Here is a 26540-nt window from a genome sequence, read left to right as displayed (position 1 = left end):
GCAAACATGCGTGTTAGCAATTGGTTATTACAAAGGGTGCAACAAACACCAACAGCAGTTGCGCTCATCACTGATGAACAAACGTTGACCTTTGCCGACGTATGGCAAACGGTCACTCATTTAGCTGCCAAACTGCAAACAGTCGTGGCGGCGGGTGATCATGTTGCTGTACTCGGTGAAAATAAACGCGACTTCTATGAACTGATTTTGGCGTTGCAACAAGTCGGTGCGGTGACGGTGTTTCTTAACAACCGTCTCACACCACGTGAAATTAATTATCAATTGCAGCAAAGCGATGCCACGCTGCTTCTTCATGCCACTAACTTTAAAGAGTTGGTTGATTCGTTGAACGTAACGAATCTGCCTGCTCTTTCGTTTGTATCAGTGGCTAACATGACGGCAACGCCCCTGCAATTGCGCTCAACGCTGGAGCTTAAAACAACCGCATCACTGATGTTTACCTCGGGTTCGACCGGGCATCCAAAGGCGGTGCAACAAACGTACGGCAATCACCTGGCCTCAGCGACCGGAACAGCGATGATGAGTGGTCTCTCAACGACGTCTCGGTGGTATTGTGCCGTGCCGTTGTTTCACATTAGTGGCTTATCGATACTGATGCGTTCACTCTTATTTGGCTGTGCCGTTGTGCTAGCGCCCAAGTTTAGAGCAGAGCAGTTACAACAGCTGTTAGCGACGGGCGCAATCACACATGCCTCAGTCGTTACAACGATGCTCCACCGCTTGATGCAAGCAAAAACACCGTTCACTTGTCATCCTAACGTGCAACTCGTCTTGTTAGGTGGTGGTCCTGTTACACGTGAACTCTTAACAGCCTGCCAAGCGTGGCAGCTGCCTGTGACCCCATCATATGGGATGACCGAAACAGCAGCTCAAGCGGTAGCAATGCCGTTAGATCAAGTAGCAACAAAACTCGGATCAGCAGGCATTCCTCTGTTTCAAACTGAATTACGGATTGGTAATGGCGACACGCCACCTCAAACCGTTGGCGATATTTGGCTTCGTGGTGGCAACATTACACCTGGCTACTACCAGCATCACTCGGATGATTTTATTGATGGTTGGTTTAAAACAGGTGACATTGGCTATCTTGATACTGACGGTTATTTATTCGTTAAAGAACGGGCAGGTGACCTGATTATTTCGGGCGGTGAAAACATTTATCCGACCGAGATTGAGCACGTTTTATTACAACATCCGCTCGTGAGCGATGTCGCTGTTATCGGTGAGTATCACCCTCAGTGGGAACAAGTGCCAATCGCCTACATCGTGAGCGAACACCCCTTGCACAAGGCTGATTTAGAGGCTTTCATCGCCACCAAATTAGCGAAATACAAGTGGCCGCAACGCTACGTGACAGTGGCCAAAATACCGCGGACAGCAACGGGGAAAATTCAACGGCATCGCCTCCGTAACAAAAGCTAGCGTACAGTTTGGGTCAAGCGATAACTTATGGTAAAATGAAATGAATTAAAGAAGCGATTGGAAGGGGAAATAACATGTCACTACGTAGTAAAATGGCAGCGGTAGTAGGGAAAACCGTCTACCTGACCGTTCAAAAGTTAACAAAAGGGGGCAGCAGTTTCCCAGGTCGGGTGGCGTTGAAATTAGACCCAGCCGTGTTACAAGAGATTTCACGTAACTATGAAGTCATCATTGTAACGGGTACGAATGGTAAAACAGTGACATCAGCTTTGATGCATAACGTTTTGAAGCAAGCACATCCAGACACGATTTCAAATTCAACTGGCGCCAATATGTTACAAGGGATTACATCAACCTTTTTGAAAAATTATCAACCGAGCCGTAAAGAAAAACGGGTGGCAATCTTAGAAGTCGATGAAGCCAGTTTAACGAGCATCACAAAATACGTTAAACCGCGGGCAATGGTCTTTACTAATGTTTTTCGCGATCAATTAGATCGCTACGGTGAAGTGTACACCACCTTGAAATTAATGGTTGATGGTGCGAACTTAACACCAGAAACGACTTTATTTGTCAATGGCGATGCCCCTATTTTTCACGATATGGCTGTCAAAAATCCGGTCGTTTACTTTGGCTTTGACCTCGAAAAAGGTGAGGCTCAAGAAGCGCAAACAAATGCGACAGCCACACTTTGCCCACATTGTAAGAAACCGTTAAAATATAACTTTATTACATACAACAACCTCGGTGATTATTACTGTGCAAGCTGTGAGTATAAACGTCCAGAACTGACATACCGCCTCAATGAAGTGACTCGTTTAACGGATCAAGAAGCGGATGTTCAAATCGATGACGAACCGTATCATTTAACGGTGGGTGGGTTATACAACAGCTATAACGCGTTGTCTGCCTATGCAATCGGGCGCGAATTTGGACTCACAACGGCTCAAATTAAAACCGGCCTCGTGTTGGATCAAGCGGTCTTTGGTCGTCAAGAAGCAGTTCAGGTCGGCACGAAGCGTGTGCACGTTATTTTGGTGAAAAACCCCGTTGGCTTTAACCAAGCAATTGAAACGATTGGCTTACATGACGAAGCTTTTTCACTCTTCTTATTAATGAACAATCATTATGCAGACGGCATCGATGTGAGCTGGATTTGGGATGTTAATTTTGAAAAATTAGCAGAAATGCCGATTCCAAATTACAATGTTGGTGGCGAGCGTTACTATGATCTCGGCGTACGTTTAAACGTGGCTGGAATTCCAGAAGAAGAGATTGGGGTCGTGCCAACTATCGATGGCTTAGTCGATGCTATTCAAGCGGTAGAAACAGAAGACGTTTATGTTTTAGCGACCTATACTGCGATGTTGCGTTTCCGAGAAGAACTGTATAAAAAGAACATGTTGAAAGGAAAGTGGTAACATGGAAATGTCATTAAACATGTGCCATTTATATGCCAACTTGTTAAACACATACGGCGATAATGGTAACTTACTTATATTAAAACACCGTGCGCAAGTACGTGGCATTGCCTTCAATATTGAAACCGTTAGTATTGATGAAACCTTTGATGATTCAAAATATGACATGGTCTTTATTGGTGGTGGGCAGGATTATGAGCAACTGCTCGTTGCTAAGGACATGCAAACGAAAAAAACGGCTTTAACGCAATATATTGAAGACGAGAAAGTCATGCTCGCGATTTGTGGTGGTTATCAAATGCTCGGTCAATATTATTTAGATGCCGATGGTAATAAAATTGCGGGTATTAACGCAATGCCTCATTACACCGTTAACGGCGATGAACGTTTTATCGGCGATGTTATTTTACACAATGCTGATTTCGATGAAAAATACGTGGGCTTTGAAAATCATGGCGGACGTACGTACCTTGGTGAAGGTCAAAAACCATTGGCACGGGTTGAAAAAGGCCGTGGTAATAATGGGGAAGATGGTACCGAAGGCTCAATTTATAAAAACACGTATTGCTCATATTTACACGGGGCGTTATTAGCGAATAATGCGGAGCTAACTGACCGTTTATTGTTAACGGCCTTACAACGTAAATACCCAGAGGTGAAAGAATTACCGCCGTTTGCGAGCAAGTTCCAACAAACAGCTAAGGCTGAACGCTTGGTGGGCCGCGACGCTACTGATAAGTAATAAAAGCTGAGACAGGTCATTTAACTTCGAAGCGATTGGAATTCAAGAGAGTGTCGACTATTTACCGTCGACAGGAGAGAAATTGGAATTTCAAATGTTCTGGTTGAAGGAACTAGAAAAATAAAACAAAAAGAACAGTCATGCCCATAAGGTATGACTGTTCTTTTTGTTTTATTGGCAAATGAACTTCGAATCAGTTATGATTACATGTAAACATAATGTAGAACCTATGAATAAAATACCGGTTGGACGATTTCAGAGAGGATACAAGTCAAATAATAAAATATTTTTTCACTTAGTAGTCTTATTAAATAGAAGATAAGATTATATAGCAGATGGAGGGGATAGCGTGATGAATAAAATGATTTTAGTTGGTGCAATTATTTTTGGAATCGGATTATTTATTCAATTAATTACCGCAAAATGGAGTTGGAGACTGGGAGGGTATTATAAATCGAAGAACAAACCACTTTCCCTCATTGGTTTATGTATCATCATATTAGGTTTAGTTATCATCGTGATGTCAGCAATTGCTAATGGGCAATTGAAAATCTAACAGCTTAAAGAAAAATAAAATAGGTAAATAATAAAGCATTTCTTGTTGAATTCAGATGAACTTAATTCAGCAAGAGATGCTTTTAAATAGCCATCAAACAAAGCGTTCTTGTTTGACGATTTAGTGTCGCTAGTCCACCTGTTTGTGAATTTAATCAAGCATAAGATGGAGAATAGCCAATTTTACACCTATAATTGAGAATACATTACTTGAATACCCTTTCAAAAAGGGAGTGTTCATTCGTTACACGCCAATAGCATAAGAAAATAATAGCTAATTTCCTAAGTAGGCGGAAATAATGCATTTGTATGGATAGGCAATTGAAAATATACTAAGGTTATCAACAAAGACAAACTAATAAAGGGGAGATTGAAATGGAACGTGTATTACTAATTTGTGGTGCAGGAGCATCGAGCGGTTTTATGGCACAAGCAATTCGAAAGGCAGCAAAGAAAGAAGGGTATGAGCTGAAATGTGAAGCCCGCAGTGAAGCGCAGCTAAATGAGTACTTAAGTGAAATCGATATTTTATTAATCGGGCCACATCTTGCTTATATCAAGGCTGAAATTATGAAACAAATCGGCGATCTGCCAATTAAAGTAGAGGTTATGCCTCAAAGTATCTATGGTATGTTAGATGGCAAAAAAGCGTTGGAACTTATAAAAACACTATAAGTAATTGAAGGAGGCGTATGATGAATAAGCTCTTTGAATTCATGAATACAAAGTTTGCACCAATCGCGAATAAAGTGAGTAAAAACTTTATTGTGTCGTCGATTCAAGATGCAATAATGACGATTTTGCCACTTATTTTAGTCAGTTCAATCGTAACAATTTTATCGCTCATTAATGAGATAAAACCGGATTTAGTGAATCTTGGTAAAATGTCTGATTTTTCTTTTGGAATCGTCGGCATTGGTGTTGCCTTTTTAATCGCTTACAACATTATGGAAAAAAGCAATTTAGGTGATAAAAAACTGTTGGCAGGTGTGACATCATTATCGTTATTTTTAATCAGCATCGGTCCTAAAATAACAGATACGGGCACCATAAGTTTTGAACAAGCTCGCTTTGGCGCAACCGGTTTAATCATGGCGATGATTGTTGGTATCTTTGTTGGTGTCGTGATGCGCTTGTTTTCAAAATTTTCATTTTTCAAACAGGATTCAGGGATTCCCGATTTTGTAATTGTGTGGTTTGACTCATTGATTCCCATCACATTAATGCTTGGATTCGGCTTGATTTGTACCGATTATTTTAATCTCGATATTTACAATGTGATTTTAAGTGCGTTTCAGCCGCTATCTGGTATCATCCAAACATTCGGAGGCTTTGTGCTGATTAACTTCATCCAAGCATTCTTATACTCTTTTGGTATCAGTCCCTGGATTTTAACACCGATTGCCTATCCGGTCTATATGCAAGCAATTGCAGATAATCATGCGCTTGTTGCAGCTGGTGGTGAAGCGGTTAATATTGCAACAAATGAGACTGTCTACGGTCTATTTTTAATCGGAGGCTTAGGTGCGACATTAACACTTGTGCTATTGATGGCGTTCATGGCAAAATCAATGCGCTTAAAAGCAATTGGTCGAGCGACACTTATTCCTTCACTCTTTAACATCAATGAACCGGTCATCTTTGGCGCACCAATTGCCTTCAATCCGTTCTTTATGGTAGGGATGTGGATTAATGGCTTGCTCTTACCAGCACTTGCTTATCTCTCAATGTATTGGGGCTTTGTTAATATTCCGAGTGATTCCTTTATGCTTTGGTATTTACCGTATCCACTACAGAGTTTCTTTGCCACAGGTGGCGACTGGAAAGCGATTGTTGCCTGTTTTATCTTCATGGGCGTGTCATTACTTGTCTGGTTCCCGTTATTCAAGATGTACGATGCACAGCAGCTTAAAGTCGAAGCAGATACGCAGGATTAATCAACTAAACTAACGGAGGTTACTTATGATTACAGAAGAGATGAAAGAACAGTTTAACGAACAATCAATGTTAATGATTTTACATGCTGGTGATGCGCGCGAAAAAGTTAATGAGGCGCTCGATCAAGCAATGACTGGTGCTTATAATACCGCGGCTGAACTAATTAAAGAAGCTAAAGAAAATATAAATAAATCACATAAAATTCAAACAGTTCAAGTGCAAAAAGAAGCGAAGGAAGAAGCGTATTACTATTCAATGTTATTTGCCCATGCGCAGGATACATTAATGACAGTACAAAGTGAATACAATATCACCAAAAAATTAATTCCATTACTCGAACGATTGGAACAAAAGATAAATGAAATAGCGTAAGGTTATTAACCTTAAAGGAGAACATGGATGAAAGAAGTCAAACTTTTAAACGTCTTAAAAGATAAAAAAAGCCCTGCATCTGCCCGTGTTTTGGCTGAGAGGCTGAAGGTATCGGATCGAACGATTCGTAACTATGTAAAACAAATCAATCAAAAACTAGGTGAAGAAGTTATACAAGCGAGCACTAAAGGTTACTATCTTGATAAAACACTCTATGAAAAATGTCTCTATTTGTATGAGGATAGCCGCATGCAGACAGTCAATGGCCGTATCAATTACTTAAGTGGTCTATTGCTTAAAGAAAGTGAACCTGTGACGACAGATGCCTTATTAGCTGAACTAGAAGTATCTGAAACAACATTACAAAAAGATTTACGACGTTTGAGTGATTATTTTAAAACGCATAATTTGCAATTAGTCAAAAAAGCAGGACATTATCAATTACTTGGGTCAGAACAACAAAAACGCACGCTCATTCGACAAATTTTTTCGGCAGAAACACAAGATCAAATGACCGCATTTTATACGAACCAAGATGTTTTAAAAGAATATGAAGTAACACAACTACGAGCGATTGTGGAAAAAAACATCAATAGCGCACAGTTGAAAATGAACGAGTTCGCCTTGAGCAATGTTATTTTACACTTGGTTGTTGCTATCATGCGCTTGAAACAACGGAAGTATATTGAAAGTAATGAAAGTGTTAATCGTCATAGTGAATCAGCAGAGTATCTCGTATCACAGGCTATTTTTAATGCGCTTGCAATTCAACATGACTTTCAAGTGACAATTGAAGAAGTCGAAGCGTTGCGTATTTTATTAATCGGTAACACGACATCCAACGAAGGGGATGTTGTCGACGCGGCTATGATTAAACTCACAAACGAGATTGTTGCACAAATAAACCAAACCTACTTCCTCGACTTTGATAACCATGCCTTTATACGTCGCTTCTCGATACATTTAAATAACTTAGTTGTGCGTCGAAAAAAAGGCATCTTTAATAATAATCCAATGGTTGAAATTTTGAAAAAACAAAATTTAATGATGTATGATCTGGGATTATTTGTTGCTAACATTATCGAAGCAGAGATAGGTATTGCTGTGCCTGATGATGAAGTGGCCTATCTAGCCTTACATATCGGTATCTTTTTAGAAGAAGAATCGTCTAATAATCTCGTATCTGTCGCGATTGTCTCACCCGCGTATAATGAGATGGAACAACGTATTGTACAAAACTTAGAACATTATTTTCAAGACCAAATTAATATTAAAGAGATAATAACAACCTACCCTGATAGTACAAAAGAAATCGAGGCAGATATTGTCATTTCGACCATCTCATACATAGGCACATCCGAACAAGAAGTTATCATGTTAACACCCTTTTTCAATATGTCAGATATTAAAAAGGTTGAGCGCAGTATTGCTAAAATAAAATTAGCAAAAGATGTTAAGTATTATCAACGAATGGCACATGACTATTTCGATGAAAACTTTTTTTATTACGATGTAATCAAAGAGAGTAAAGAGGACTATATCGCTTTTTTAGGGCATGAATTAGTCGATGCAAAAATTATCACGTCAAGTTATTACGAATCCGTACTCGAACGTGAAAAAATGTCTTCGACCTCCTTTAATACAGTTGCGATGCCACATTCGTTATATCGCACGGCTAAACAATCAATTTTTGCAGTCCTATACAATAAGGCCCCCATTATTTGGGATGTTCACCAAGTCGACCTCGTGTTATTTATGGCGATTTCACAAGATGATTCTGATCGGTTTAATGATTTTTTACAGCTGATTATTGAAATAGCATCGGATCCAATCGCTGTGAGGGCGATTGTGGAACAAACGCATTACGAGGGTTTTATGACAGTAATTACAACCTTAATCCAAAAAAAATTAGAGAGCGAGTGATTTTAAATGAAAAAAAATCCAACAGTATTTCCAAACGATTTTTTATGGGGTGGCGCAATTGCCGCTAACCAAGCAGAAGGGGCTTATTTAGAAGATGGTCGTAAAATGTGTGTCCAAGATATTTATCCATACGATAATACAGAAGATATTAAGAAAAAATCAAATAAAGAAATTACAACCGATGCCATTCAAAAAGCAATTGAAGACAAGGTCAATTACTATCCAAAACGTCATGGTATTGATTTTTATCATACCTACAAAGAAGATTTACAAATGCTAGCTGACTTAGGCATCAACTCATTCCGTATTTCAATTAGCTGGGCACGTATTTTTCCTAATGGTGATGATCAACAACCGAATGAATTAGGTTTGCAATTCTATGATGATTTACTCGATGAAATGATTCGTCTTGGGATGGAGCCACTTGTGACGATTTCACATTATGAAATGCCGTTGAACTTAGCGGTTAAATATAACGGGTGGTATAATCGTAAAACAATCGACTTCTTTACTAATTATGCAGAAGTCTTATTCAAACGCTATCAAGATAAGGTGAAATATTGGATTTTAGTCAATCAAATTAATCTTATTGTCCATGAATCATTTAATCATTTAGGTATTCCAGCTGATAAAGTTGAGAATTTAAAAGAAGCGAAGTACCAAGGCGTGCATCATGAGTTAGTCGCATGTGCTCAAGCAACGAAACGGGCAAAAGAGATTAATCCAAACTTTGAAATCGGTATGATGTTGTTAGGTGAATTGGCGTATGCTGAAACAGCAAAACCAGCTGATCAATTGGCAGCAATGAAGTTCAATCAAATGGAACTGTTCTTCTCCGATGTGTTAATGCGGGGCGCTTATCCTGGTTATGCTTTCCGCTACTTTGAAGATGAACAGATTAATATTACTTTTGCTGAAGGTGACGAAGAAATGCTTAAAAACACTGCCGATTTCTTAACTTTTTCGTACTACTACACAGCGATGACAAATGAAGCAGTTTATGAAAAAGGCAAGGCAAATGACACAAAACGCTTTTTGAAAAATGATAACTTAACTGAAAGCGATTGGGGTTGGTCAGTCGATCCAATCGGCTTACGAATTACACTTAATGTTTTATATGAGCGCTATCAAAAACCAATGATGATTACTGAAAATGGCATGGGAGCATTTGATGAATTGACATCAGATAATAAAATTCACGATCCCTATCGTGTGGATTATTTAAAACAACACATCGAACAAATGAAAGAGGCCATTCATGATGGTGTTGAGCTGATTGGTTATTATCCATGGGGACCAATCGATATTGTAAGTTGTTCATCGTCAGAAATGAGTAAACGCTATGGCTTTATCTATGTCGATATTGACGATTATGGTAACGGTTCAAAAAAACGAATCAAAAAAGACAGTTTTGATTGGTACCGTCAAGTCGTGACATCAAATGGTGAGCAACTGTAATAAGACGATTAAACGGTTGGAAGTGACTTCCACCGTTTTTGTCGTTTTAGAGATGAGAGGAGAATAAGAATGAAACATTTTTTTACAAAAAAAACAGCCATAAATGCATTGCTAATGCTTGTTGGGACGCTCTGTATCGCTATCGGAATTCACGTGTTTTTTCTACCATTTAACATCATTGCAGGTGGGATGAATGGGATAAGTATTTTATTTTTCCGTCTCTTTAATATTTCACCTGATTTGACGCTGTTTGTCTCAAACTTTCCCTTGTTACTGGTGAGTTTCTTATTTTTAGGGAAGAAATACACCCTCAATACGATTGTCTGTGCTTTTTTATTACCATTCTTCCTTTGGTTAATAGCAGATATGCCGATATACAAAGATAATGCCATGTTGGCAGCCTTATTTGGTGCAGTTATTACCGGAGCTGGGATTGGCCTTGTTTTCAAAGGAGGGAGTTCAACTGGCGGAACAGCGATTATTCAACAAATTGTGCACAATTACTTTCATATGCCGTTGGGAACCGCGGTGTGGCTGATCGATGGTCTTGTTTTATTATCCTCGTTTATTTTCTTTGACTTAAGCACGGGAATGTATTCAGTCATTTCATTGGTTATTATTGGAAAAATGGTCGATTTAATTCAAACAGGGGGGCAATCAGCGAAGACACTCTTTATAATTGCAAATGAACCAAAAGAAATCGCGAGGCAGTTAATTGTGCATCACAATTTAGGTGTGACACGAGTGGATAGTTATGGGGCCTATTCAAACAATGCGAATGGCTTGTTAATTAGTACCTGTCCACCGAGAAAAATCAAAGCGGTAAAACGAACAATTAAACAGCGGGATGAAACAGCCTTTTGTCTTGTGTTTGATACGAAGGATGTAATGGGAAACGGGTGGTGAATTATGACGAATGCATGAATAATATCGTTTGCTGAGGTCGTAATCAATCACTAATGGTATACTAAAGGTGGATTTTATCGACAAGGGAGCGAAACAGATGAAGATTACGATTGTTGGAGGCGGTATTGTCGGCATGACAGCGGCTTACCTCTTATCAAAAGAACAAGACATACAAGTGACGGTGATAGACCGTGAAGGAGCGGGGCAAGCCTCCGCCGCCGCATCAGGGATTGTGTGTCCTTGGGTATCGAAACGTCGTAATAAAACCTGGTACCGATTGGCAGTAGAAGGGGCCCGTTTTTATCGCGAGTTGATGCCACAGTTAACAGCGGAAGCCACGGTGAATCCTGGCTACGAACAAAAGGGAGCGTTAATTTTACGCGATTCACTAGCAAAAATTAACGAGTTAGCGGGGATTATTGAGGAACGTCTTGTTGAAGCCCCTGAAATTGGTGACTTAACCGTCTTATCAGCGGCAGCGATTCAACAACAGTTTCCCTTTATCGCAGAAGGACTAAGCGGTTTACATGTCTCCGGTGGCGCACGTGTGGATGGCAGTAAACTGGTGGCAGCTTTAAAAGAAGTCGCCGTTCACAACGGTGTCGATTTTATAACAGCAACAGCTCGTCTGGCGCGTAAAGACAACCGCCTCACTGTCTTGGTTGAAGGACTTGAAATCGCAGCGGATAAAGTGCTGTTAGCCACGGGAGCATGGCTCGGTGAAATGTTTGATGAAGCGGTTTATTGTGATATTACGACCCAAAAGGGGCAGTTGCTCCATTTGAAAACAATCCAAAATAGCAGCGACTGGCCGGTAATTATGCCAGCTTCAGCCTTTAGTTTTGTCCCATTTGCTGATCATGTTGTCATTGGTGCCTCACATGAAAAAAACAAAGGGTTTAATCTCGCCCCAACTATCGGTGAATTGACCGCAATTGCCAATGAAAGTTTACGGTTTGCTCCCGGATGGGAAACCGCTGAAATTATCGGTGTCCGCACAGGAACCCGGGCTTATACAGCGGATTATACGCCGGTGCTTGGTCAAGTCCCCTTCGCTGATAATGCCTATGTTGCCAATGGTCTAGGCGCCTCTGGCTTAACTGTGGGTCCTTATGTCGGCAAGGTATTAGTCGACTTAGTACTCAATCGTTCAGTCAAAATCGATTTAGCCCAGTATCCGGTTGAGCGTTACCTCCGGTTAATACACGAATAATTAAAAGTTATCCGTTCTCGCAATTCAAAGAGAAGGATAATTTTTTTTTTCCAAAACAGGTTGCTTTTGAAGAAAAAAAACGCAAGAAATATAGAGGGAAAGGCGGTTATACTAGGACTATGTTTCAACTGAAACGAATAGATGACTAACAGTTGTTAACCGAAATGAGGTTGAAAAAGTGATTGTGCAGTTATGCAATTGCTTTTTTAATGAGGAAATAGGAGCTCGTTAACTGTGAGTGGATAGGAGGTTGTTAGATGGAAACAGTGCTCGAAAATGATATCAGTCGGAAATTAACACTTATTAGTGAGTTGTATAGCACCCATCATTATCTTGAAATACAGAAAGTCGCTTGTTTGTTAGGATGTTCAAAGAAAACCTTAATTAAAGACATTGCCCAAATCAATGAGCATCTAGCTGTTATTCAAGTGCATCGAACAAAGGGATTGTTGTTTGATCGGAGCAAAGGCGTCAATTTTCATTATTTTTACTCGGTCTATCTTAACGATTCAATTTCAGTCAAAATGTTGTATGAAATCCTTAAAAAGGAACCGTGCATTACCAGTTTGGCGCTCGATCTCTATGTATCAGAATCGAAGCTTAGAGGTCTAGTGGATAAATGGAATGCGTACTTTTTAAAACGGCAGTTGCGCATGTCAATCAAAACAAAGTTAAACGTATTATCACTGACAGGAAACGAAACAAATATTCGCTTGTTTACGCATTACATGTTATATGAACTACAATTCAATCAAATATACACCCGCGAAATCCGCAAAGATGAAGTCTATCAAGCTTATATGGCCTTTATTAGCAGTCAGTTTCAGCTCGAACACAGCGATCATTACGAAATGACACAGTCGTATTTTTACGTGTTAGCCTCAATTTATCGGACTAAAAAAGGACATTTCGACCATAATCTCCCCAATTATTACTCGGCAGTAAAACACGTCGAAACAGAAGCGTTTTCAACTTGGCAGGAAACGATGATGAAAGCCTTTCAATTGCCGTTTACGCTCACTGTAGCCAATCAATTATTGCATCGGTATTATTTAGCCCGTTATTGTCGCCAAACAGTGTTGCATTATGAGATTCAACAAAAAACCAGTCGATTCGTTGAGGTTGTCTTACAAAACTTCACAAAATTAACTGTTTCAGACCAACTGAAGCAACGAATGATTAAAGATTTAACCGTTAACTTTCAATATGAACCTGATGTTACCTTCTTTCTTTTTAACACCTCTGCGTTAATATTCAAAAGTCAGCATGAGTATTATCACCTGTTTTTTATGGAACTCGATGCGATTTTCAAAGAGAATGAACTGAAATTTTCGACAATTGCCCGTAAGCAGTCGTTTCATCGTGAAATGATTTATACGATGAATGCCGAAATAAACTTAGCGAAGTATATTTTAAAGCGGCCGATTGTAGCGGTTTATTTATTTGAACGGGAAGAAATTATTAAGGCATTAACGAATGTTTTACAGATGTTTTTTGGCGACCGCATCGAGATTCAACGCGTGATAGAGCCTAACTTGCAACTGGAACAGGCTGACTGGGTGATTACGAACTATCAATTGCCGGATGAATTTGAACAGCAGCGAATTGATTTTCAAGGGATTGTAACGATTGACTGGCTTTATCGGATGGATGAAAAAATCAAACTGCAATCGCTGCTTCGAGAATAGTAGGTGCCGTCTTATTTTGTTTGGTCGCTAGAGAGGTCACGATTAATACCAACTTGAATAAAACTAATAACGAAAATAACCACACCAATCAACAGTATGGTGAATGCTGAATAGTCCGTAAGGCAGCTGAAATAGATAGTGGCGATTATACTGAAGAGCAGCGACTTGGTGAATAGTACGCCAAGCGGCGCTGTTTTTTTGTTAGCCAAAAAAGCACTGCTAGAAACAATTAGGAGCGACATTAACATGAAAATAAAAGTGTCACGAGCCGAAAGTTGTAAAACGAAGAGAGCGAAAATAGCGGCGCCAAACGTTAAGAGATAGGGTAGAGTTTTAGTTATCATTCGTAGTCATCTCCTCTGATTAGTTATAGCTAGTATGACAGGGAGTAGCATTAGTGTCAATTTAGAACAGACGAATGTTTGATAGGCGACCGCTTAATTTGATATGCTGAAAAAAAGTGCGATAGGGGGATGGTAAATGACCTATGTAGCAGTGAAAAACGTCAGCAAGTTTTATGGGACACACTGTGCACTAAAAGCAGTGTCGCTCACAGTTAATAAAGGGACAATGGTTGCCATTTTGGGAGCTAATGGTGCGGGAAAATCGACTTTAATTAGTCTGTTATGTACTTTAACAACGCCGACTTCAGGCCAAATTAGCTTGGCGGGTGACGATTTGACGACTGCAACAACTCGTGTCCGCGCTAAAATTGGGGTTGTCTTTCAACAAAGCGTTCTTGATGAGCGTCTCAGCGTCTATGAAAACTTACAGATACGCAATCGTCTCTATCAAGGCGATGAAGTGGCTGTAGAGCGAAGTATGACCGCGTTAAACATTGGTGGGATTGCCAATCGGTGTGTTGGTGCTTTGTCAGGGGGGCAGCGTCGCCGTGCTGATATTGCTAGAGCCTTACTGCCGCAACCAGAGGTATTATTTTTAGATGAACCTACAACTGGCTTAGATGCGCAAACACGTCGACAATTGTGGTCAATCATTAAAGCAAAACAGCGGTGTGAACAGTTAACGATTGTTTTGACGACCCATTATTTGGAAGAAGCCGAACAGGCGAATTATATTTATATAATCGACCAAGGTCAAATTGTACGTGAGGGTACACCTAGTGGCTTGAAGCAACACTACACCCAAACGCGTATGCTCATTTATAAAGGCAATTTGCAACGGATTATCACGATTGAACGTGCGGCAGGACGACCGTGTGAATGGGAAAATCAGCATCTTTTAATCGTGCTAACATCAGTCGCACAATGCGTGGCGTTATTACAACGCTATCAAACAGACATCAGCCGGTTTGAAGTGAAGGAAGGCAGTCTTGAAGATGTCTACCTCAGGAGGTTAGATGATGGCTAATCCTTTAATTAGGCGGAATCTACTGCTGTTCTTCCGCGACCGTTCAGCTTTGTTTTTTGCAATGCTCGGTGTCTTTGTGGTATTGCTACTTTACGTCATTTTTTTGCGTGAAACAATGCGCGTTAATTGGGCAACAGTGCCAGCAGCGGGCGAATTACTCGATTGTTGGATTTTAGCGGGAATGCTTGCTATTACTGGCGTTTCGACGACCTTAAGTGCCTATGAGCAAATGATTAATGATCGTGCGACCGGTATCATCAAAGATTTTAGCGTGTCACCGCTCAAACAGCGGTGGGTGCTGTTGAGTTATATTAGTACCGCTGTTGTGATTGGCTTTCTTTGTACGGTGTTTGTACTCGTGTTAGGTTTGGCCTATCTCTCCTTCGTCAATGGTTTTAGCATCACCATGTTGCTCGTTATGCAGTTGCTCGGACTGAGCTTACTGTCCGTTCTAAGTGGGGCCAGTTTGAATTTAGTGATTGTGAATAGCGTGCGTTCTTACAATGTGTTTAATTCGATTGCGACGATGGTGGGAACGTTGTCGGGTTTTATAGCAGGTGTCTATGTGCCACTTGGTTCCTTGCCAACCGTAGCGCAAACAGTCATTAAATGTTTTCCAACCTCTTATGTGGCAGCCCTCTACCGGCGCGTGTTGATGACTGACGAGGTGAATAACAGTTTTATTAATGAAACTGTGGCTCAGCGCAATGATTTTGAAATACAGATGGGGATTGGTTATGAGCTGGGGCGTTTCCCAACAACCACTTGGTTGGAACTAAGTGTTGTCGTCGGAGCAATTGTCGTGTGTTTTGGAGTGGCATTAATGAAGCAACAAGCAGAGAAACGTTGATATGAATAAAAAGCAGCACACAACGATGGTCGGTTGTGTGCTGTCGCTGTATAGTGGGATTAGCCACCATAGCGGATGGCTGATAGGGCTGTTAGTTCTGTGAAAAGTACTTGTGTCGAAGGATCTAACACGAGCGGATGCTTTAATAAACACTGCGCGATGCTTAACTGCAGTCGACTTAAAATAAGAGTCAGTGATTGTGTCGGCTGTGTGAGTTCATTCCGACCACTTTCGAGAACGGTTATTAACGGCTGTGCAGTTTGAAAATCTAATGAGGCAATTAGTTTTGTAATGAGAAGTTCAGCTTCAGTTGCTCGTTCTGCACCTGATGCGTACCAATGGACCATGATAACACCTCTTTTCTTGGTATAGTGTAACATAGCAGATAGAGAAGACTAAAAGCCAACATTAAATAGTGATATTAAGTAAAAGCTTTAGAAAGTAATATGAGGATGCTCGATATCATATTAATTGCAGCACTTTAGGCTGCTCTGAAAGGGTGAAATAGGAAGAGAGCATTTAATTATTGTCTAGGAACTTTAATTAGACAGGCTCATATTGAATGAGTCCTTTTTTACTTTATTGTGGTGCACTCATAGTACAATTCGGCATGCAAAAAAAGCCAGCTTAACAAGGTGGTTTAGAGAGTAGACAAAAGCGAATTAACCTTCTTTTTTTGAAAACAACTGAAGTAACTCTGGCTACGAAATAAGCTCTCAAGTGCAATCAAGCAAAAGTTTTCAACAAATAGAACCACGTGTATCTTCAGTCTAAGCCACTTAAACAGACTGTCCAATGATATTATTTTAAAAAGCTCCCATAGATTAGCATGCTTTTATATGTTTCTAAATAATTATGAAATGTGTAAAGATAGCGATAAATATTGTCATACCTATGTTTCACATCAATTAATAACCTGCCTCAACACTCGCATTCACGATGTACATCAAATCGTTTTTGTCACCTTTTTCAGGGATAACGATGCCATGAGTCGTAACCATTCCGCCACGTTGAGTTTCAACAGTAACTGTGCCGAACGGAATACGGGCTTTTACCGCATTAACATCTAGCTCAGACACATCTGTTGGAATCGCGAGTTTGACAGTGACACACATATTATTTAAGTCTTTCCCAGGCAATAAATCCTTAATGCCTGACATTGAATTGTGGTAGATGGCATGGTTAACGGCACGTACAGCTGCTTTCGTAACATCTTGGCCATGAACATCGACACCAAAACCGGTTTGGATAAAGAGACATTTTTTCATTTTCATTCCTCCATTCAGTTACGTTTAGTATAGATGTCAACCGCATGCAAATCAAGTTGTTAACTGTGAAACTTAAATGATATAATAAAGACACAAGCAATAGCATTGCTGAACGTGCGTTCAAGCTGTTGCTCAAATAAGGCAAGTCGAGGAGCGCTTATGACAGATAAAACAATGCGAACGATGCAAACAGAAGTCGATGATCATATTAGTCAATTTAAAACCGGTTATTTTTCACCGTTGGCAATGATGGCACGTATCACCGAAGAAACGGGGGAATTAGCGCGTGAAATCAACCACTATCATGGTGAAAAACAAAAGAAAACGACTGAGACGGAAGTAACAGTCCAAGAAGAACTAGGTGACTTATTGTTTACAGTCATCTGCATGGCCAATGCTCTTGAGATTGATTTACAAGACGCACACGATCACGTGATGCATAAATTTAAAAACCGCGACAAAGACCGGTGGGAACGAAAGGATGAAGCAAAATGATTAAAATTGCAGTGACAGGTTACACAGGACGAATGGGATCAGAAGCGGTTAAACTTGTCTTAAATGATGAGGCGTACGAACTTGTTGCGGTGTTAGGTCATTCGGCCAAACATCAAAACCTTAATGAAATTAATGCGTATGCAGAAACCGATGTGCCTGTTTATCATGAGATTGAAACGTTGTTTGCAAAAGAACAGTTCGATGTGTTGATTGAATTGACGACCCCAGAAGTCGGATACAAACATACGAAACTGGCATTATCTCACCGGGTGGCACCTGTTGTGGGCACGACTGGTTTTACGCCAGCTCAAATTGAAGAATTACAAGCGTTAGCCCTGGCAAATGAAACCGGCGGCTTAATTGCACCGAACTTTGCAGTTGGCGCTGTCTTAATGATGAAATTTGCGCAAATGGCAGCGAAATATTTCCCTGATGTTGAAATTACTGAACTACACCATGACCGTAAATTAGATGCACCATCAGGAACAGCTGTTAAAACAGCTGAAATGATTGCTGAAGTACGCCCGGCGCACGAGCAAGGACATCCCGATGAAACGGAAACAATGCCAGGTGCACGTGGTGCCAACTATGAAGGCTTGCGCATTCATAGTGTGCGTTTACCCGGTTTAATCGCTCATCAAGAAGTATTGTTTGGTGCATCGGGTCAAGGCTTAACGATTCGTCATGACTCTTATGATCGTGCATCGTTCATGTCAGGGGTTAAACTAGGAGTTGATTATGTGACGGTTCATCCAGGATTAGTTTACGGATTAGATAATATTTTAGATTAGGTTGTGAGAAGATGTTAACAGGTAAATTTTTGGAGGCGTTACCGCTCCTAGAAACATTAACAGCAGCGGGATTTGAAGCATACTTTGTGGGTGGTTCTGTCCGCGACTTCCTCTTGAACCGTGAGATTGCCGATGTCGATATCGCTACCTCAGCGTTTCCGGATGAAGTGAAGCAGCTGTTTAAACATACGATTGATACGGGGATTCAACACGGAACGGTGACGGTAATGTTAGCTAAAGAAGGTTATGAAATCACGACGTTTCGAACAGAATCGACCTACCAAGATTTTCGTCGCCCTGACGAAGTAACGTTTGTACGTTCACTTGTCGAAGATTTGAAACGACGCGACTTTACGATGAATGCGATTGCGATGGACCAATTTGGTGTCATGCATGACCCTTATCACGGCCAAGCAGCAATTAAAGCAGGTCATATCGAGGCGGTTGGCATTGCGGATGAGCGTTTTTCAGAAGATGCTTTGCGGATGATGCGGGCCCTGCGGTTTGTTAGTCAATTGGGTTTCACGCTCGATGAAGCAACGAAGGCCGCCATTACCGCCAATAAAGCGTTACTTTCGCATATCGCGGTTGAGCGTTGCTACATTGAAATGACCAAGCTATTAACTGGTGCGGATGTCATTAAAGGCTTAGCCTTAATTAAGGAGACCGGCTTATTTACCTATCTTCCGGGTATGACTTCAAGTGCAGCGACCTTAGCGCAATTGCTCAACTGCAGTTGGTCAGAGCAGCGCACACCGTTAGAGGCGTGGACACTTTTATGTGCGGTTGTTTGTCCGACAGAGGCCAAGCCCTTTTTAAAGCAATGGAAGGCTTCGAATGAGACAATGACGACCGTGGCAAAAGCGTTACGTTATTACGAAGAAATAAGTAGTTGGTCTGACTTAACCTTGTATGATGCTGGCGAAGCAACCATCAAACTAGTTGAACATCTGAAAGCGGCACAACAGATTGCAACGGATACCGCAGCTGTGTTTGCCCAATATGAGGCGCTACCAATGCACAGCCGTGCTGAATTGAAAGTGAGTGGGCATGACCTTATGGCATGGTTGGATAAAAAACCCGGTGCTTGGTTAGCAAATGCCCTACGACAAATTGAAGAGGCGGTTGTGCAAGGGGAGTTAAGCAATGACACAGCGGCAATTAAGGGGTGGGTATTAGATGAAAACAGATATTCGTAAAGCCTTGCTTGAACTTTTTTCGGCAACCGAAACAGCGTTTGTATCGGGACAAACGATTGCCGATCATTTAAACTGTTCGCGTACAGCAGTTTGGAAACATATGAACGCCTTAAAAGAAGAAGGTTTTTTAGTTGAAGCGGTCCGCAATAAGGGCTATCGACTTGAGCAAAACACCGATCAAATTTCCGAAAACGAACTGTATTTAGGGCTAAAAACAACCGTTATTGGTCAAAAAATCGTCTATCATCCTGAGACGAGCTCGACACAATTAATCGCGCAACAATTGTTGCATCAAGGCACACCAGAAGGCACATTAGTCGTGACCAATTTTCAAACCGCCGGTCGCGGACGGCTCTCACGCGTGTGGCTTTCACAACCTGGCGACAACATCGCGATGAGTTTAATCTTAAAACCACAGTTATCGATGCAGCAGTTTCCACAATTAACGTTTCTAGCATCCGTGTCGATTGTGGCTGCCATTAAAGAAGTGGTCGGTATCGATGCTCAGATTAAATGGCCGAACGATATTTTTATTGATGGTAAAAAAGTATGTGGTGTTTTGACCGAACTAGTGAGCGATCCCGAAGAAGTTAAAGCTGTTATTATTGGGATGGGCATTAACGTTAATCAAGCGGACTTTGCACCTGAAATTAAAACCATCGCAACGAGTTTACGACTTGCGAGTGGTGAAACGTTGCAACGAAGCGCCTTGATTCAAGCGATTCTAACAAAATTCGAAGCTTTTTATCAACAATATTTAACCGAAGGCTTTGCCCCGATTAAACGCAATTGGGAGGAACACGCCTTGCAATTTAATAAACACATTAAAGCGCGCTCGCTTAAAGGCGTTTTAGAGGGCGAATTTAAAGGCATTACCGATGATGGTGTCTTAGTGTTGCAAGATGCTAACGATGAATTGCATTATGTGTATTCTGCGGATATTGAAGTGTAGGAATAAAAGTGAAAGCAACCGGTTAGAAGCAAACAGCTTGGAAGATAAAAGAAAGCGACTATTTCCCGTCGCTGCCATTTATCTGAAAGTTGAAAGCTTCTGGTTGATGTAACTGGAGGAATAAAAGTGAAAGCAACCGGTTAGAGGCAAACAGCTTGGAAGATAAAAGAAAGCGACTATTTCCCGTCGCTGCCATTTATCTGAAAGTTGAAAGCTTCTGGTTGATGTAACTGGAGGAATAAAAGTGAAAGCAACCGGTTAGAAGCAAACAGCTCAGAAGAAAAATGAAAAGAATTCTTTCAGTCTTTGTGTACAATCTGGACAGTCCCTTAAGGGGCTGTTTTTTACTCTGAAAATAATAAAGGATGAGTGGCATCTCTGTTTCTAAAGACAAACAGCATAATATGATACGGGTGTTCAAAACGGTAAGGAGCAGCTTAAATGAAGAACTCCCGGAATCTATTGGTGCTTTTCATGATAGTGCCTTTAATGTCAGTAAATATCGTTAGCCAGGCAAATGAAACTCATAATAACAGACAGATGGTCAATGATCCAAGTGCGTTTGATAACAGTCAGTATTGCATTTCACAAACAGCAACTGGTCGAGTGGTTCAGGCTATAAATGGGTTATTGGTGAAAATATCAGGAGAAACTTCAGGTAGTCGAACCATTCAATTTAAGGCGGAAAGTCGCAAATAAATCGCATCTATAAAGTTATTTTAATATCAAATGGGGGTCATAAATTAGTATGGCAAGATGTTGGTCGAAAACAGCAAACAGCGACTTATTCTGCTTACGGGGGAGCTAAAGCTGATATGAAAAACAAGCCATCTTCTAACTTGAAGACAGAACATGGCTATTTACGAGTCAAGGATGGCTCTTATTGGACGGACTCGCGTCTATAAAGGAAGGAACAGCAATGTTATTTTATGATCAACTACCGAAATTTATCAAAATGGTGTTTGTCTATTTGGTGTTGTCGTATGCCTATGCGTGGAAACAAAATGAATTGTCATTACGATTATCCTCCTCTTGTTATTGCCACTCATCCACGAGTGGTTGAACTATTATCGAGTGACAAATCCATCGTAAAAAATAGAGGGAAAGGTTTGTGAGACACAAGTCGTTCTCTTTTCAGCATAAAAGCAGAGGTATCCGCATTTTAATGCATAACTGTAGGTGTTTTCTAAGAGAGGGTTGTAAGCGCTTCATGATATAATAAAAGCATCAGAGAAAGGAGCATGAATAGATGACATTAGCAGCAATTATTTTAGATATGGATGGAACCTTACTTAATGAACAGCAACAAATCAGTGAGGAGACACGCAAAAGTCTTATCGCCGCCCAACAGCAAGGCATGCAACTTGTACTGGCATCGGGCCGACCGACCAAAGCAATGTTTGCCTATGCGGCAGAACTCCAAATGGACCGTTATGATGGTTTATTGGTGTCTTACAATGGGTCAAAGGTGACCGATTATGCGACCAAAGCGGTCTTGTTTGATGAGACCATCGCGGTGCCAACCGCAAAAGCCGTATTGGAGCACTTGAAACAATTCGATGTCAAAGTAATGATTGAACGCGGCGATTACATCTATGTCAATGATGTGTATAATCAAGCGATTCAGCATGAAGGAACGACTTATAACGTATTCGAGCATGAAGCCCGCAGTGGCGATTATCGCTTATGTGAGGCGCCTGATTTAGCTGTAATGCTCGACTTTGACCTTAATAAAATTGTGGTGGCTGCCGAACAAGCCTATTTACTTGCACATCATGAGGCTATCTATGCTCCGTTCAAAGAAAGCTTAAATGCGATGTTTACCGCGCCGTTTTATTTTGAGTTCACCGCGCAACATATCGATAAGGCGGCTGCGCTTGCCGCAGTGCTTGAACCGCGTGGGATTACCCCGGCCCAAATGGTCGCCTTTGGTGATGGTTTGAACGATGTCAGCATGCTCACATACGTTGGAACGGGTGTGGCAATGGGGAACGCAGTGGCAGAATTGAAAGAAATCGCGACAACTGTGACCAAATCGAACAATGAAGACGGGATTGCACAAATGCTCCTTAGTTTATTAGCTTGTGACATGAAAAATAAGGGTCAGTAAGTTATCGATTGCTATGACTTTACTCTTATCGATGGTGGATTAGCTGTTTTTCGTATTCAACACAGTAATAAAAGAGCGTCACATCAATACTGTCTGATGTGACGCTTTTAATGTGTTTGAAACAGTGTTTTAGGAAGCTGTAGGCTGTCTTTGTAGTATTGCTGATGCTACTTGAATAGAACTTCAAAAGAAACAGCTTGTTTACTGCCAACAATGCGTTCTCTAGGTAGCGAAAAGGTAACGATTCCATCCACATCATCATGTTGTTGCCAATACTCGTTGTTTATGACTACACCGTCAGTTGTTTGAAAGGTAACGGATTGGTTAAGTCCCTGATAGTGCGGTGTTAGCCATAAAAATGGTAAAACAGATAGACTGGTTGCTTGAGGATCGGTTTTGTGGATTTTGAGCGATACTTCAATCCGATAGACATCTTCATCTCCTTGGTAGCAGGCTGTTGTTTTTGTTGCTGTGATATTAAAGTTAGGGGTACTCACATGTTCATTTAATTCAAAAGACCGTGTCTGTAGTTGCTGTGCATTGACTATGCGATTCAGACTGTAATAGCGATAACTACCACAAATCACAAGAATAGCGATTATAATTAGTGAAATCCGTTTTTTTTGTAAGGGTCATAGCAAGCGACCGCCTTCCATTGTAAAGTGTTCGTCAGCTACTTCTTCGATAAAACTAGTATCATGGCATGTTAGTAAAATGGTTGTGCCGTTGGCTGCTAACTTTTTTCAAGGTTGTTTTAAGGCGAGCGATGCTGTTAGCATCGAGGGCATTGGTCGGTTCATCTAAGACGAGCGGTTCATTATTACCTAAAAAGGCTTGGGCGAGTCCTAGTTTTTGTTTCATTCCGAGCGAGTATTTTTTGACCTTGCGTCGATCAGAAGGATCTAAACCGACGAGGAGTAAAGCATCCTCAATATCTTTTTGAGTGGTGTTGGTCTGGAGATGGGCAATTAATTGCAGGTTTTTAACGGCTGAGAATTCGCTAATGACACTCGGGTGCTCTAGCAATGCCCCTACTTTCACAGGAAAAGGTTGGTTTAACGTAACGGGTTGTTGTTTAAGTGTAATCGAACCAGTCGTTTTTATGAGGGCTAGAATAGCTCGCAATAACATTGTTTTGCCTGAGCCATTAATACCGTTAAATCCATAAATTTTACCAGCATCGAGTGAGAAAGTTATATCATCGAGTACCGTGTAACCGTTGATTTTTTTTGAGACGTGATTAACAGAAAGGTAAGTTGTCATGATTTGGACTCCTTTAGATAAAAATATTGTCGTAAGAAAAAGTGAATGCCGCAGATTAAGACAACACCGTAAAGTAGTAGCCAACTGCTGACTTGAGCAAGGGTCGCGTCTTGCCAACGACTCAACATTGAGAAATTGAATGGGTTACAAAAAAATATTTTTTTATTGTGGTTGTAAGTAAAATGAGGCAGCTAAGTAGTGATAGCAGCGGGGTTAATTTGAGTGAAAAACATAAATGTATGTGCTGTAACAGGCACAATAGTAAGGTTTGTGAAACAAATAGTAGCGTGAACAGAATGAGCGGCTGCTGCAGACTGACTTGTCCTATTAAATGTGTAGGCAATGTTTCATCACTTAAAAGAACTAATAGCGTTAAACTAAAAAAAGTGTAGACGGATATAAAGAGCGCCTGAATAAACAGGTGAATGAACACGATCGTTTGTCGGCGAAACTGTTGTAACAACAAAAAAGGCAAGCGATGAAAAATGAACCGTTGACAATAACCCGCTAAAAAAAGAGTGGGGCGATATAATAACTCAACCAAAAAATCGGGAAAGTAAAGCCTCTTTGAGATCCGGGCTGCCTAATACCGTCAAAAGCAGCCACAATTAAGCTGTCGTGTGATGAGCCGATTGCAAAAAAAGCAACTAACGCAATAAGTGTAAGCAAGAACAACAGTAGTGGACGCTGCATTAGCTTGATGAAATAAGTAAGTTCACAGCGAAGTAAGTGTGCCATTGATAAAATCCTTTCTTAACATGAGCCAAGTGAGCAGCCACAATAGTAATAATTCCAGACTAAGCGTTAACAGGCCGTTACTGATAATCGCTAAAGAAGTCGGTTTAAATCCAAAAAAAAGTAATGAGGGCAGATGTGCCATCCGCAAAAAAAAGTTACATAGCAAGAGCCCAATCGTTAAGAGTAGCGCGGAAACTGTGAGCAGTTTTGTTTCTTTGATCAGCAACGTCAAGGCACCCATAATCCCTAAACAAAGCGATTGATTGAACAGTAAGCCAATCACTTGTAATAGCTGTATGTGGGAGAGCGGTGGAAGCGTGATGAAGAGGCCGATACTGTAGAAGAAAGTCATCGTCAGTTGTAGCGATAGAATCGCGATGCGTTGTTTGACAATAAAGGTTAGACGTGTTCCGGTAGCAAACAAATCAGTTAACTGATAGGGATTCAATGAAAAAAGACAAATGATAATCAAAGGATAACAAACAAACGCATGTAACTATCATTTATTTCGTCAAAAATTAATAAGAAGCCGTCGTCTTTTGTAACGTCAATCGCGTGAAAAAGCAAGTATGACATCGTCAGGAGTATGAGTGAACAAAGAACTAATTGACGCCATTGTTGATCAAACACTGATCGAAAAAACTGTTTAGAGCCAAACATGACGTTTCACTCCAATTACATAGAACAACGATGAACAAACAATCAAGCAAAGGGCCGTACTGAGGACAACACTTAACTGCACGCTCCGCAATAAAACTGTTTCTGGTAAAAAGTCAAAGGGTGTGATGGTCGTGTTCATAAATAGGAGTGAATTGAGTAAATAAAGGAGGAGTTGTAAAAGAAAAGCGGCAAATAGTGCGACTAAAGGCTGTTTAAGCCAGAGAGATAATGCCAACGTAAAACAAGCAAACAAACCAAAACCACCGAAGATGGCAGCTAGTAAAAGGTAAAACAGTTGGTGTAATACAGGATGGCTATAATAAAGACCAACGAATAAGGTACTATTAGCCCGCATTGCGATGTTATTATTGAGGAGTTCGTCAGGAAGGTAACTCGGTAGAACTAAACTGCTTGCGACTAAATTAATCAGAAGCGGTAAAGCGATGAGACAGGCACCGCTAATGAAGGTGACCCAAAAAATGATGCGGTAATACCGTCGAATCGGCAAGCTTAATTTTATTTGTTGTAAAAATCCACTCGTAATGTCACGTTTAAGGAAATCGGCAAAGGCCAAACTACTTAAAAAGGGCAATAACAAATAAAAGAGGAGGTTGAGGACACTAAAGGAATCAATTCCAAGCCACATCGTAAACGGTGTAAACAGAACATCATTTGAGGTTATGAGTGGCAATACGCGTGTGAATACATGTAGCAAGGCGAGTAACACACCGAGCCAAATGCCGACGTGAAAACTTTGCCGCTGCATCCGCTGCCAAATAAATTTTGTCATAAAAACACGTCCTTTGATTAAAAAATAAAAGCTGCTACGGGATGATAAAAGGTTATTTTAAGCTGTCGGGACTCCAAACGCCTATGGCTGATCCATTACCAAACCGTTGCGAGTCAATTCGAACTTTTTTGCCAGGATGTTTTTCGTGGGCAAGGTTATATACAAAGGTGACATCACCTTTGTATGTTTTATACGTGTGACCGGCAGAAACATCAGTCCCATCACTTAGGGCAGCCCAGACATTAATATAAAGCAGTCCTTTAGTTAATGTCTTGATTTTTTGATAATAAGCCGTTCCATTATCTTTTTTTCGAGCAGGTGTATGGTCATTGGGACTCCAAATGCGGTATTCATTGGCCCAGTTGGTATCACCTGTATTGGCAGCTAAGACAGT

Annotated in this window: 27 protein-coding genes; 20 read left to right on the top strand and 7 right to left on the bottom strand. The window is 40.8% G+C overall.

From position 1 onward, the window contains the following. The first annotated feature begins 6 nt into the window (after positions 1–6). The 12 genes from ACJYYY_RS07780 (at position 7) to ACJYYY_RS07725 (ending at position 13659) form a co-directional block, all read left to right on the top strand. On the top strand, positions 7–1443 hold the full coding sequence (locus ACJYYY_RS07780) for an o-succinylbenzoate--CoA ligase (RefSeq protein WP_035315002.1): 1437 nt from the start codon (positions 7–9) through the stop codon (positions 1441–1443). A 74-nt stretch (positions 1444–1517) separates the two neighbouring features. Then, positions 1518–2864 (top strand): MurT ligase domain-containing protein, encoded by a 1347-nt coding sequence (locus ACJYYY_RS07775; protein WP_408868802.1) that lies wholly within the window; start codon positions 1518–1520, stop codon positions 2862–2864. 1 nt (position 2865) lies between these two features. Further along, positions 2866–3606, top strand: a complete 741-nt coding sequence (locus ACJYYY_RS07770; protein ID WP_408868801.1) for a type 1 glutamine amidotransferase — start codon at positions 2866–2868, stop codon at positions 3604–3606. A 349-nt stretch (positions 3607–3955) separates the two neighbouring features. Then, positions 3956–4162: a hypothetical protein gene (locus ACJYYY_RS07765; protein WP_156921197.1), complete on the top strand. Its 207-nt coding sequence runs from the start codon at positions 3956–3958 to the stop codon at positions 4160–4162. A gap of 374 nt (positions 4163–4536) precedes the next feature. Then, complete coding sequence (locus ACJYYY_RS07760) at positions 4537–4836, top strand: PTS sugar transporter subunit IIB (RefSeq protein WP_035315004.1); 300 nt, start codon at positions 4537–4539, stop codon at positions 4834–4836. 17 nt (positions 4837–4853) lie between these two features. Further along, on the top strand, positions 4854–6098 hold the full coding sequence (locus tag ACJYYY_RS07755) for a PTS sugar transporter subunit IIC (RefSeq protein ID WP_198015755.1): 1245 nt from the start codon (positions 4854–4856) through the stop codon (positions 6096–6098). 25 nt (positions 6099–6123) lie between these two features. Beyond that, positions 6124–6471, top strand: coding sequence for a PTS lactose/cellobiose transporter subunit IIA (locus ACJYYY_RS07750; RefSeq protein ID WP_035315006.1), 348 nt, complete (start codon positions 6124–6126; stop codon positions 6469–6471). A 27-nt stretch (positions 6472–6498) separates the two neighbouring features. Further along, entirely contained in the window at positions 6499–8394 is a 1896-nt protein-coding gene (locus ACJYYY_RS07745; protein ID WP_408868800.1) for a BglG family transcription antiterminator, read from the top strand. A 6-nt stretch (positions 8395–8400) separates the two neighbouring features. Next, the gene (locus ACJYYY_RS07740; RefSeq protein ID WP_035315008.1) at positions 8401–9852 is read left to right on the top strand and encodes a glycoside hydrolase family 1 protein; all 1452 of its coding nucleotides are present in this window, start codon (positions 8401–8403) and stop codon (positions 9850–9852) included. A gap of 69 nt (positions 9853–9921) precedes the next feature. Continuing rightward, positions 9922–10758, top strand: a complete 837-nt coding sequence (locus tag ACJYYY_RS07735) for a YitT family protein (RefSeq protein ID WP_408868799.1) — start codon at positions 9922–9924, stop codon at positions 10756–10758. A gap of 97 nt (positions 10759–10855) precedes the next feature. Then, entirely contained in the window at positions 10856–11971 is a 1116-nt protein-coding gene (locus tag ACJYYY_RS07730) for an FAD-binding oxidoreductase (protein WP_035315009.1), read from the top strand. A gap of 257 nt (positions 11972–12228) precedes the next feature. Beyond that, positions 12229–13659, top strand: coding sequence for a helix-turn-helix domain-containing protein (locus ACJYYY_RS07725; protein ID WP_035315010.1), 1431 nt, complete (start codon positions 12229–12231; stop codon positions 13657–13659). Positions 13660–13670: 11 nt separating this feature from the next. Here the strand turns inward: ACJYYY_RS07725 and ACJYYY_RS07720 are convergent, their stop codons facing one another. Further along, positions 13671–14003: a hypothetical protein gene (locus ACJYYY_RS07720; protein ID WP_035315011.1), complete on the bottom strand. Its 333-nt coding sequence runs from the start codon at positions 14001–14003 to the stop codon at positions 13671–13673. 136 nt (positions 14004–14139) lie between these two features. On the opposite strand from ACJYYY_RS07720, the gene ACJYYY_RS07715 reads away from it, so the two are divergent. Together ACJYYY_RS07715 and ACJYYY_RS07710 are read left to right on the top strand one after the other, a co-directional pair. After that, positions 14140–15030, top strand: coding sequence for an ABC transporter ATP-binding protein (locus ACJYYY_RS07715; RefSeq protein ID WP_035315012.1), 891 nt, complete (start codon positions 14140–14142; stop codon positions 15028–15030). Continuing rightward, complete coding sequence (locus ACJYYY_RS07710; protein ID WP_051456987.1) at positions 15023–15880, top strand: ABC transporter permease; 858 nt, start codon at positions 15023–15025, stop codon at positions 15878–15880. The genes ACJYYY_RS07715 and ACJYYY_RS07710 overlap by 8 nt, the downstream gene beginning before the upstream one ends. A gap of 59 nt (positions 15881–15939) precedes the next feature. On the opposite strand, the gene ACJYYY_RS07705 is transcribed toward ACJYYY_RS07710, so the two are convergent. Both ACJYYY_RS07705 and ACJYYY_RS07700 read right to left on the bottom strand, forming a co-directional pair. Further along, a complete protein-coding gene (locus ACJYYY_RS07705; RefSeq protein WP_035315013.1) occupies positions 15940–16227 on the bottom strand; it encodes a hypothetical protein in 288 nt (95 codons plus the stop codon). 561 nt (positions 16228–16788) lie between these two features. Beyond that, positions 16789–17148 carry a Lin0512 family protein gene (locus tag ACJYYY_RS07700; RefSeq protein WP_035315014.1) on the bottom strand — a complete coding sequence of 120 codons (360 nt, stop codon included), beginning with the start codon at positions 17146–17148 and terminating at the stop codon, positions 16789–16791. A gap of 159 nt (positions 17149–17307) precedes the next feature. Here ACJYYY_RS07700 and ACJYYY_RS07695 point away from each other — a divergent pair, with 159 nt between their 5' ends. The 6 genes from ACJYYY_RS07695 (at position 17308) to ACJYYY_RS07670 (ending at position 22695) form a co-directional block, all read left to right on the top strand. Then, positions 17308–17643 (top strand): nucleotide pyrophosphohydrolase, encoded by a 336-nt coding sequence (locus ACJYYY_RS07695; protein WP_035315015.1) that lies wholly within the window; start codon positions 17308–17310, stop codon positions 17641–17643. Continuing rightward, the gene (gene dapB, locus ACJYYY_RS07690) at positions 17640–18434 is read left to right on the top strand and encodes a 4-hydroxy-tetrahydrodipicolinate reductase (RefSeq protein WP_035315016.1); all 795 of its coding nucleotides are present in this window, start codon (positions 17640–17642) and stop codon (positions 18432–18434) included. Before ACJYYY_RS07695 ends, dapB begins: the two co-directional genes overlap by 4 nt. A gap of 11 nt (positions 18435–18445) precedes the next feature. Beyond that, positions 18446–19633, top strand: a complete 1188-nt coding sequence (locus ACJYYY_RS07685; RefSeq protein ID WP_035315017.1) for a CCA tRNA nucleotidyltransferase — start codon at positions 18446–18448, stop codon at positions 19631–19633. After that, on the top strand, positions 19614–20585 hold the full coding sequence (locus ACJYYY_RS07680) for a biotin--[acetyl-CoA-carboxylase] ligase (protein WP_035315018.1): 972 nt from the start codon (positions 19614–19616) through the stop codon (positions 20583–20585). The genes ACJYYY_RS07685 and ACJYYY_RS07680 overlap by 20 nt, the downstream gene beginning before the upstream one ends. A 441-nt stretch (positions 20586–21026) precedes the next feature. Beyond that, entirely contained in the window at positions 21027–21284 is a 258-nt protein-coding gene (locus ACJYYY_RS07675) for a hypothetical protein (RefSeq protein WP_035315019.1), read from the top strand. Between the two features lie 550 nt (positions 21285–21834). Continuing rightward, on the top strand, positions 21835–22695 hold the full coding sequence (locus tag ACJYYY_RS07670; RefSeq protein WP_035315020.1) for a Cof-type HAD-IIB family hydrolase: 861 nt from the start codon (positions 21835–21837) through the stop codon (positions 22693–22695). 167 nt (positions 22696–22862) lie between these two features. Here the strand turns inward: ACJYYY_RS07670 and ACJYYY_RS07665 are convergent, their stop codons facing one another. The 4 genes from ACJYYY_RS07665 to ACJYYY_RS07650 all read right to left on the bottom strand — a co-directional run bounded on the left by ACJYYY_RS07665 (position 22863) and on the right by ACJYYY_RS07650 (position 26146). Then, on the bottom strand, positions 22863–23282 hold the full coding sequence (locus tag ACJYYY_RS07665; protein WP_035315021.1) for a hypothetical protein: 420 nt from the start codon (positions 23280–23282) through the stop codon (positions 22863–22865). A 109-nt stretch (positions 23283–23391) separates the two neighbouring features. Further along, positions 23392–23958 carry an ATP-binding cassette domain-containing protein gene (locus ACJYYY_RS07660; protein WP_408868798.1) on the bottom strand — a complete coding sequence of 189 codons (567 nt, stop codon included), beginning with the start codon at positions 23956–23958 and terminating at the stop codon, positions 23392–23394. Between the two features lie 715 nt (positions 23959–24673). Further along, positions 24674–25144: a hypothetical protein gene (locus tag ACJYYY_RS07655; RefSeq protein ID WP_408868797.1), complete on the bottom strand. Its 471-nt coding sequence runs from the start codon at positions 25142–25144 to the stop codon at positions 24674–24676. A gap of 198 nt (positions 25145–25342) precedes the next feature. After that, the gene (locus ACJYYY_RS07650) at positions 25343–26146 is read right to left on the bottom strand and encodes a hypothetical protein (RefSeq protein WP_035315024.1); all 804 of its coding nucleotides are present in this window, start codon (positions 26144–26146) and stop codon (positions 25343–25345) included. Between the last annotated feature and the right edge of the window lie 394 nt (positions 26147–26540).

The organism is Brochothrix campestris, assembly GCF_046058945.1.
GTDB lineage: Bacteria > Bacillota > Bacilli > Lactobacillales > Listeriaceae > Brochothrix > Brochothrix campestris.
This window is presented reverse-complemented; position numbering and strand designations above follow the sequence as displayed.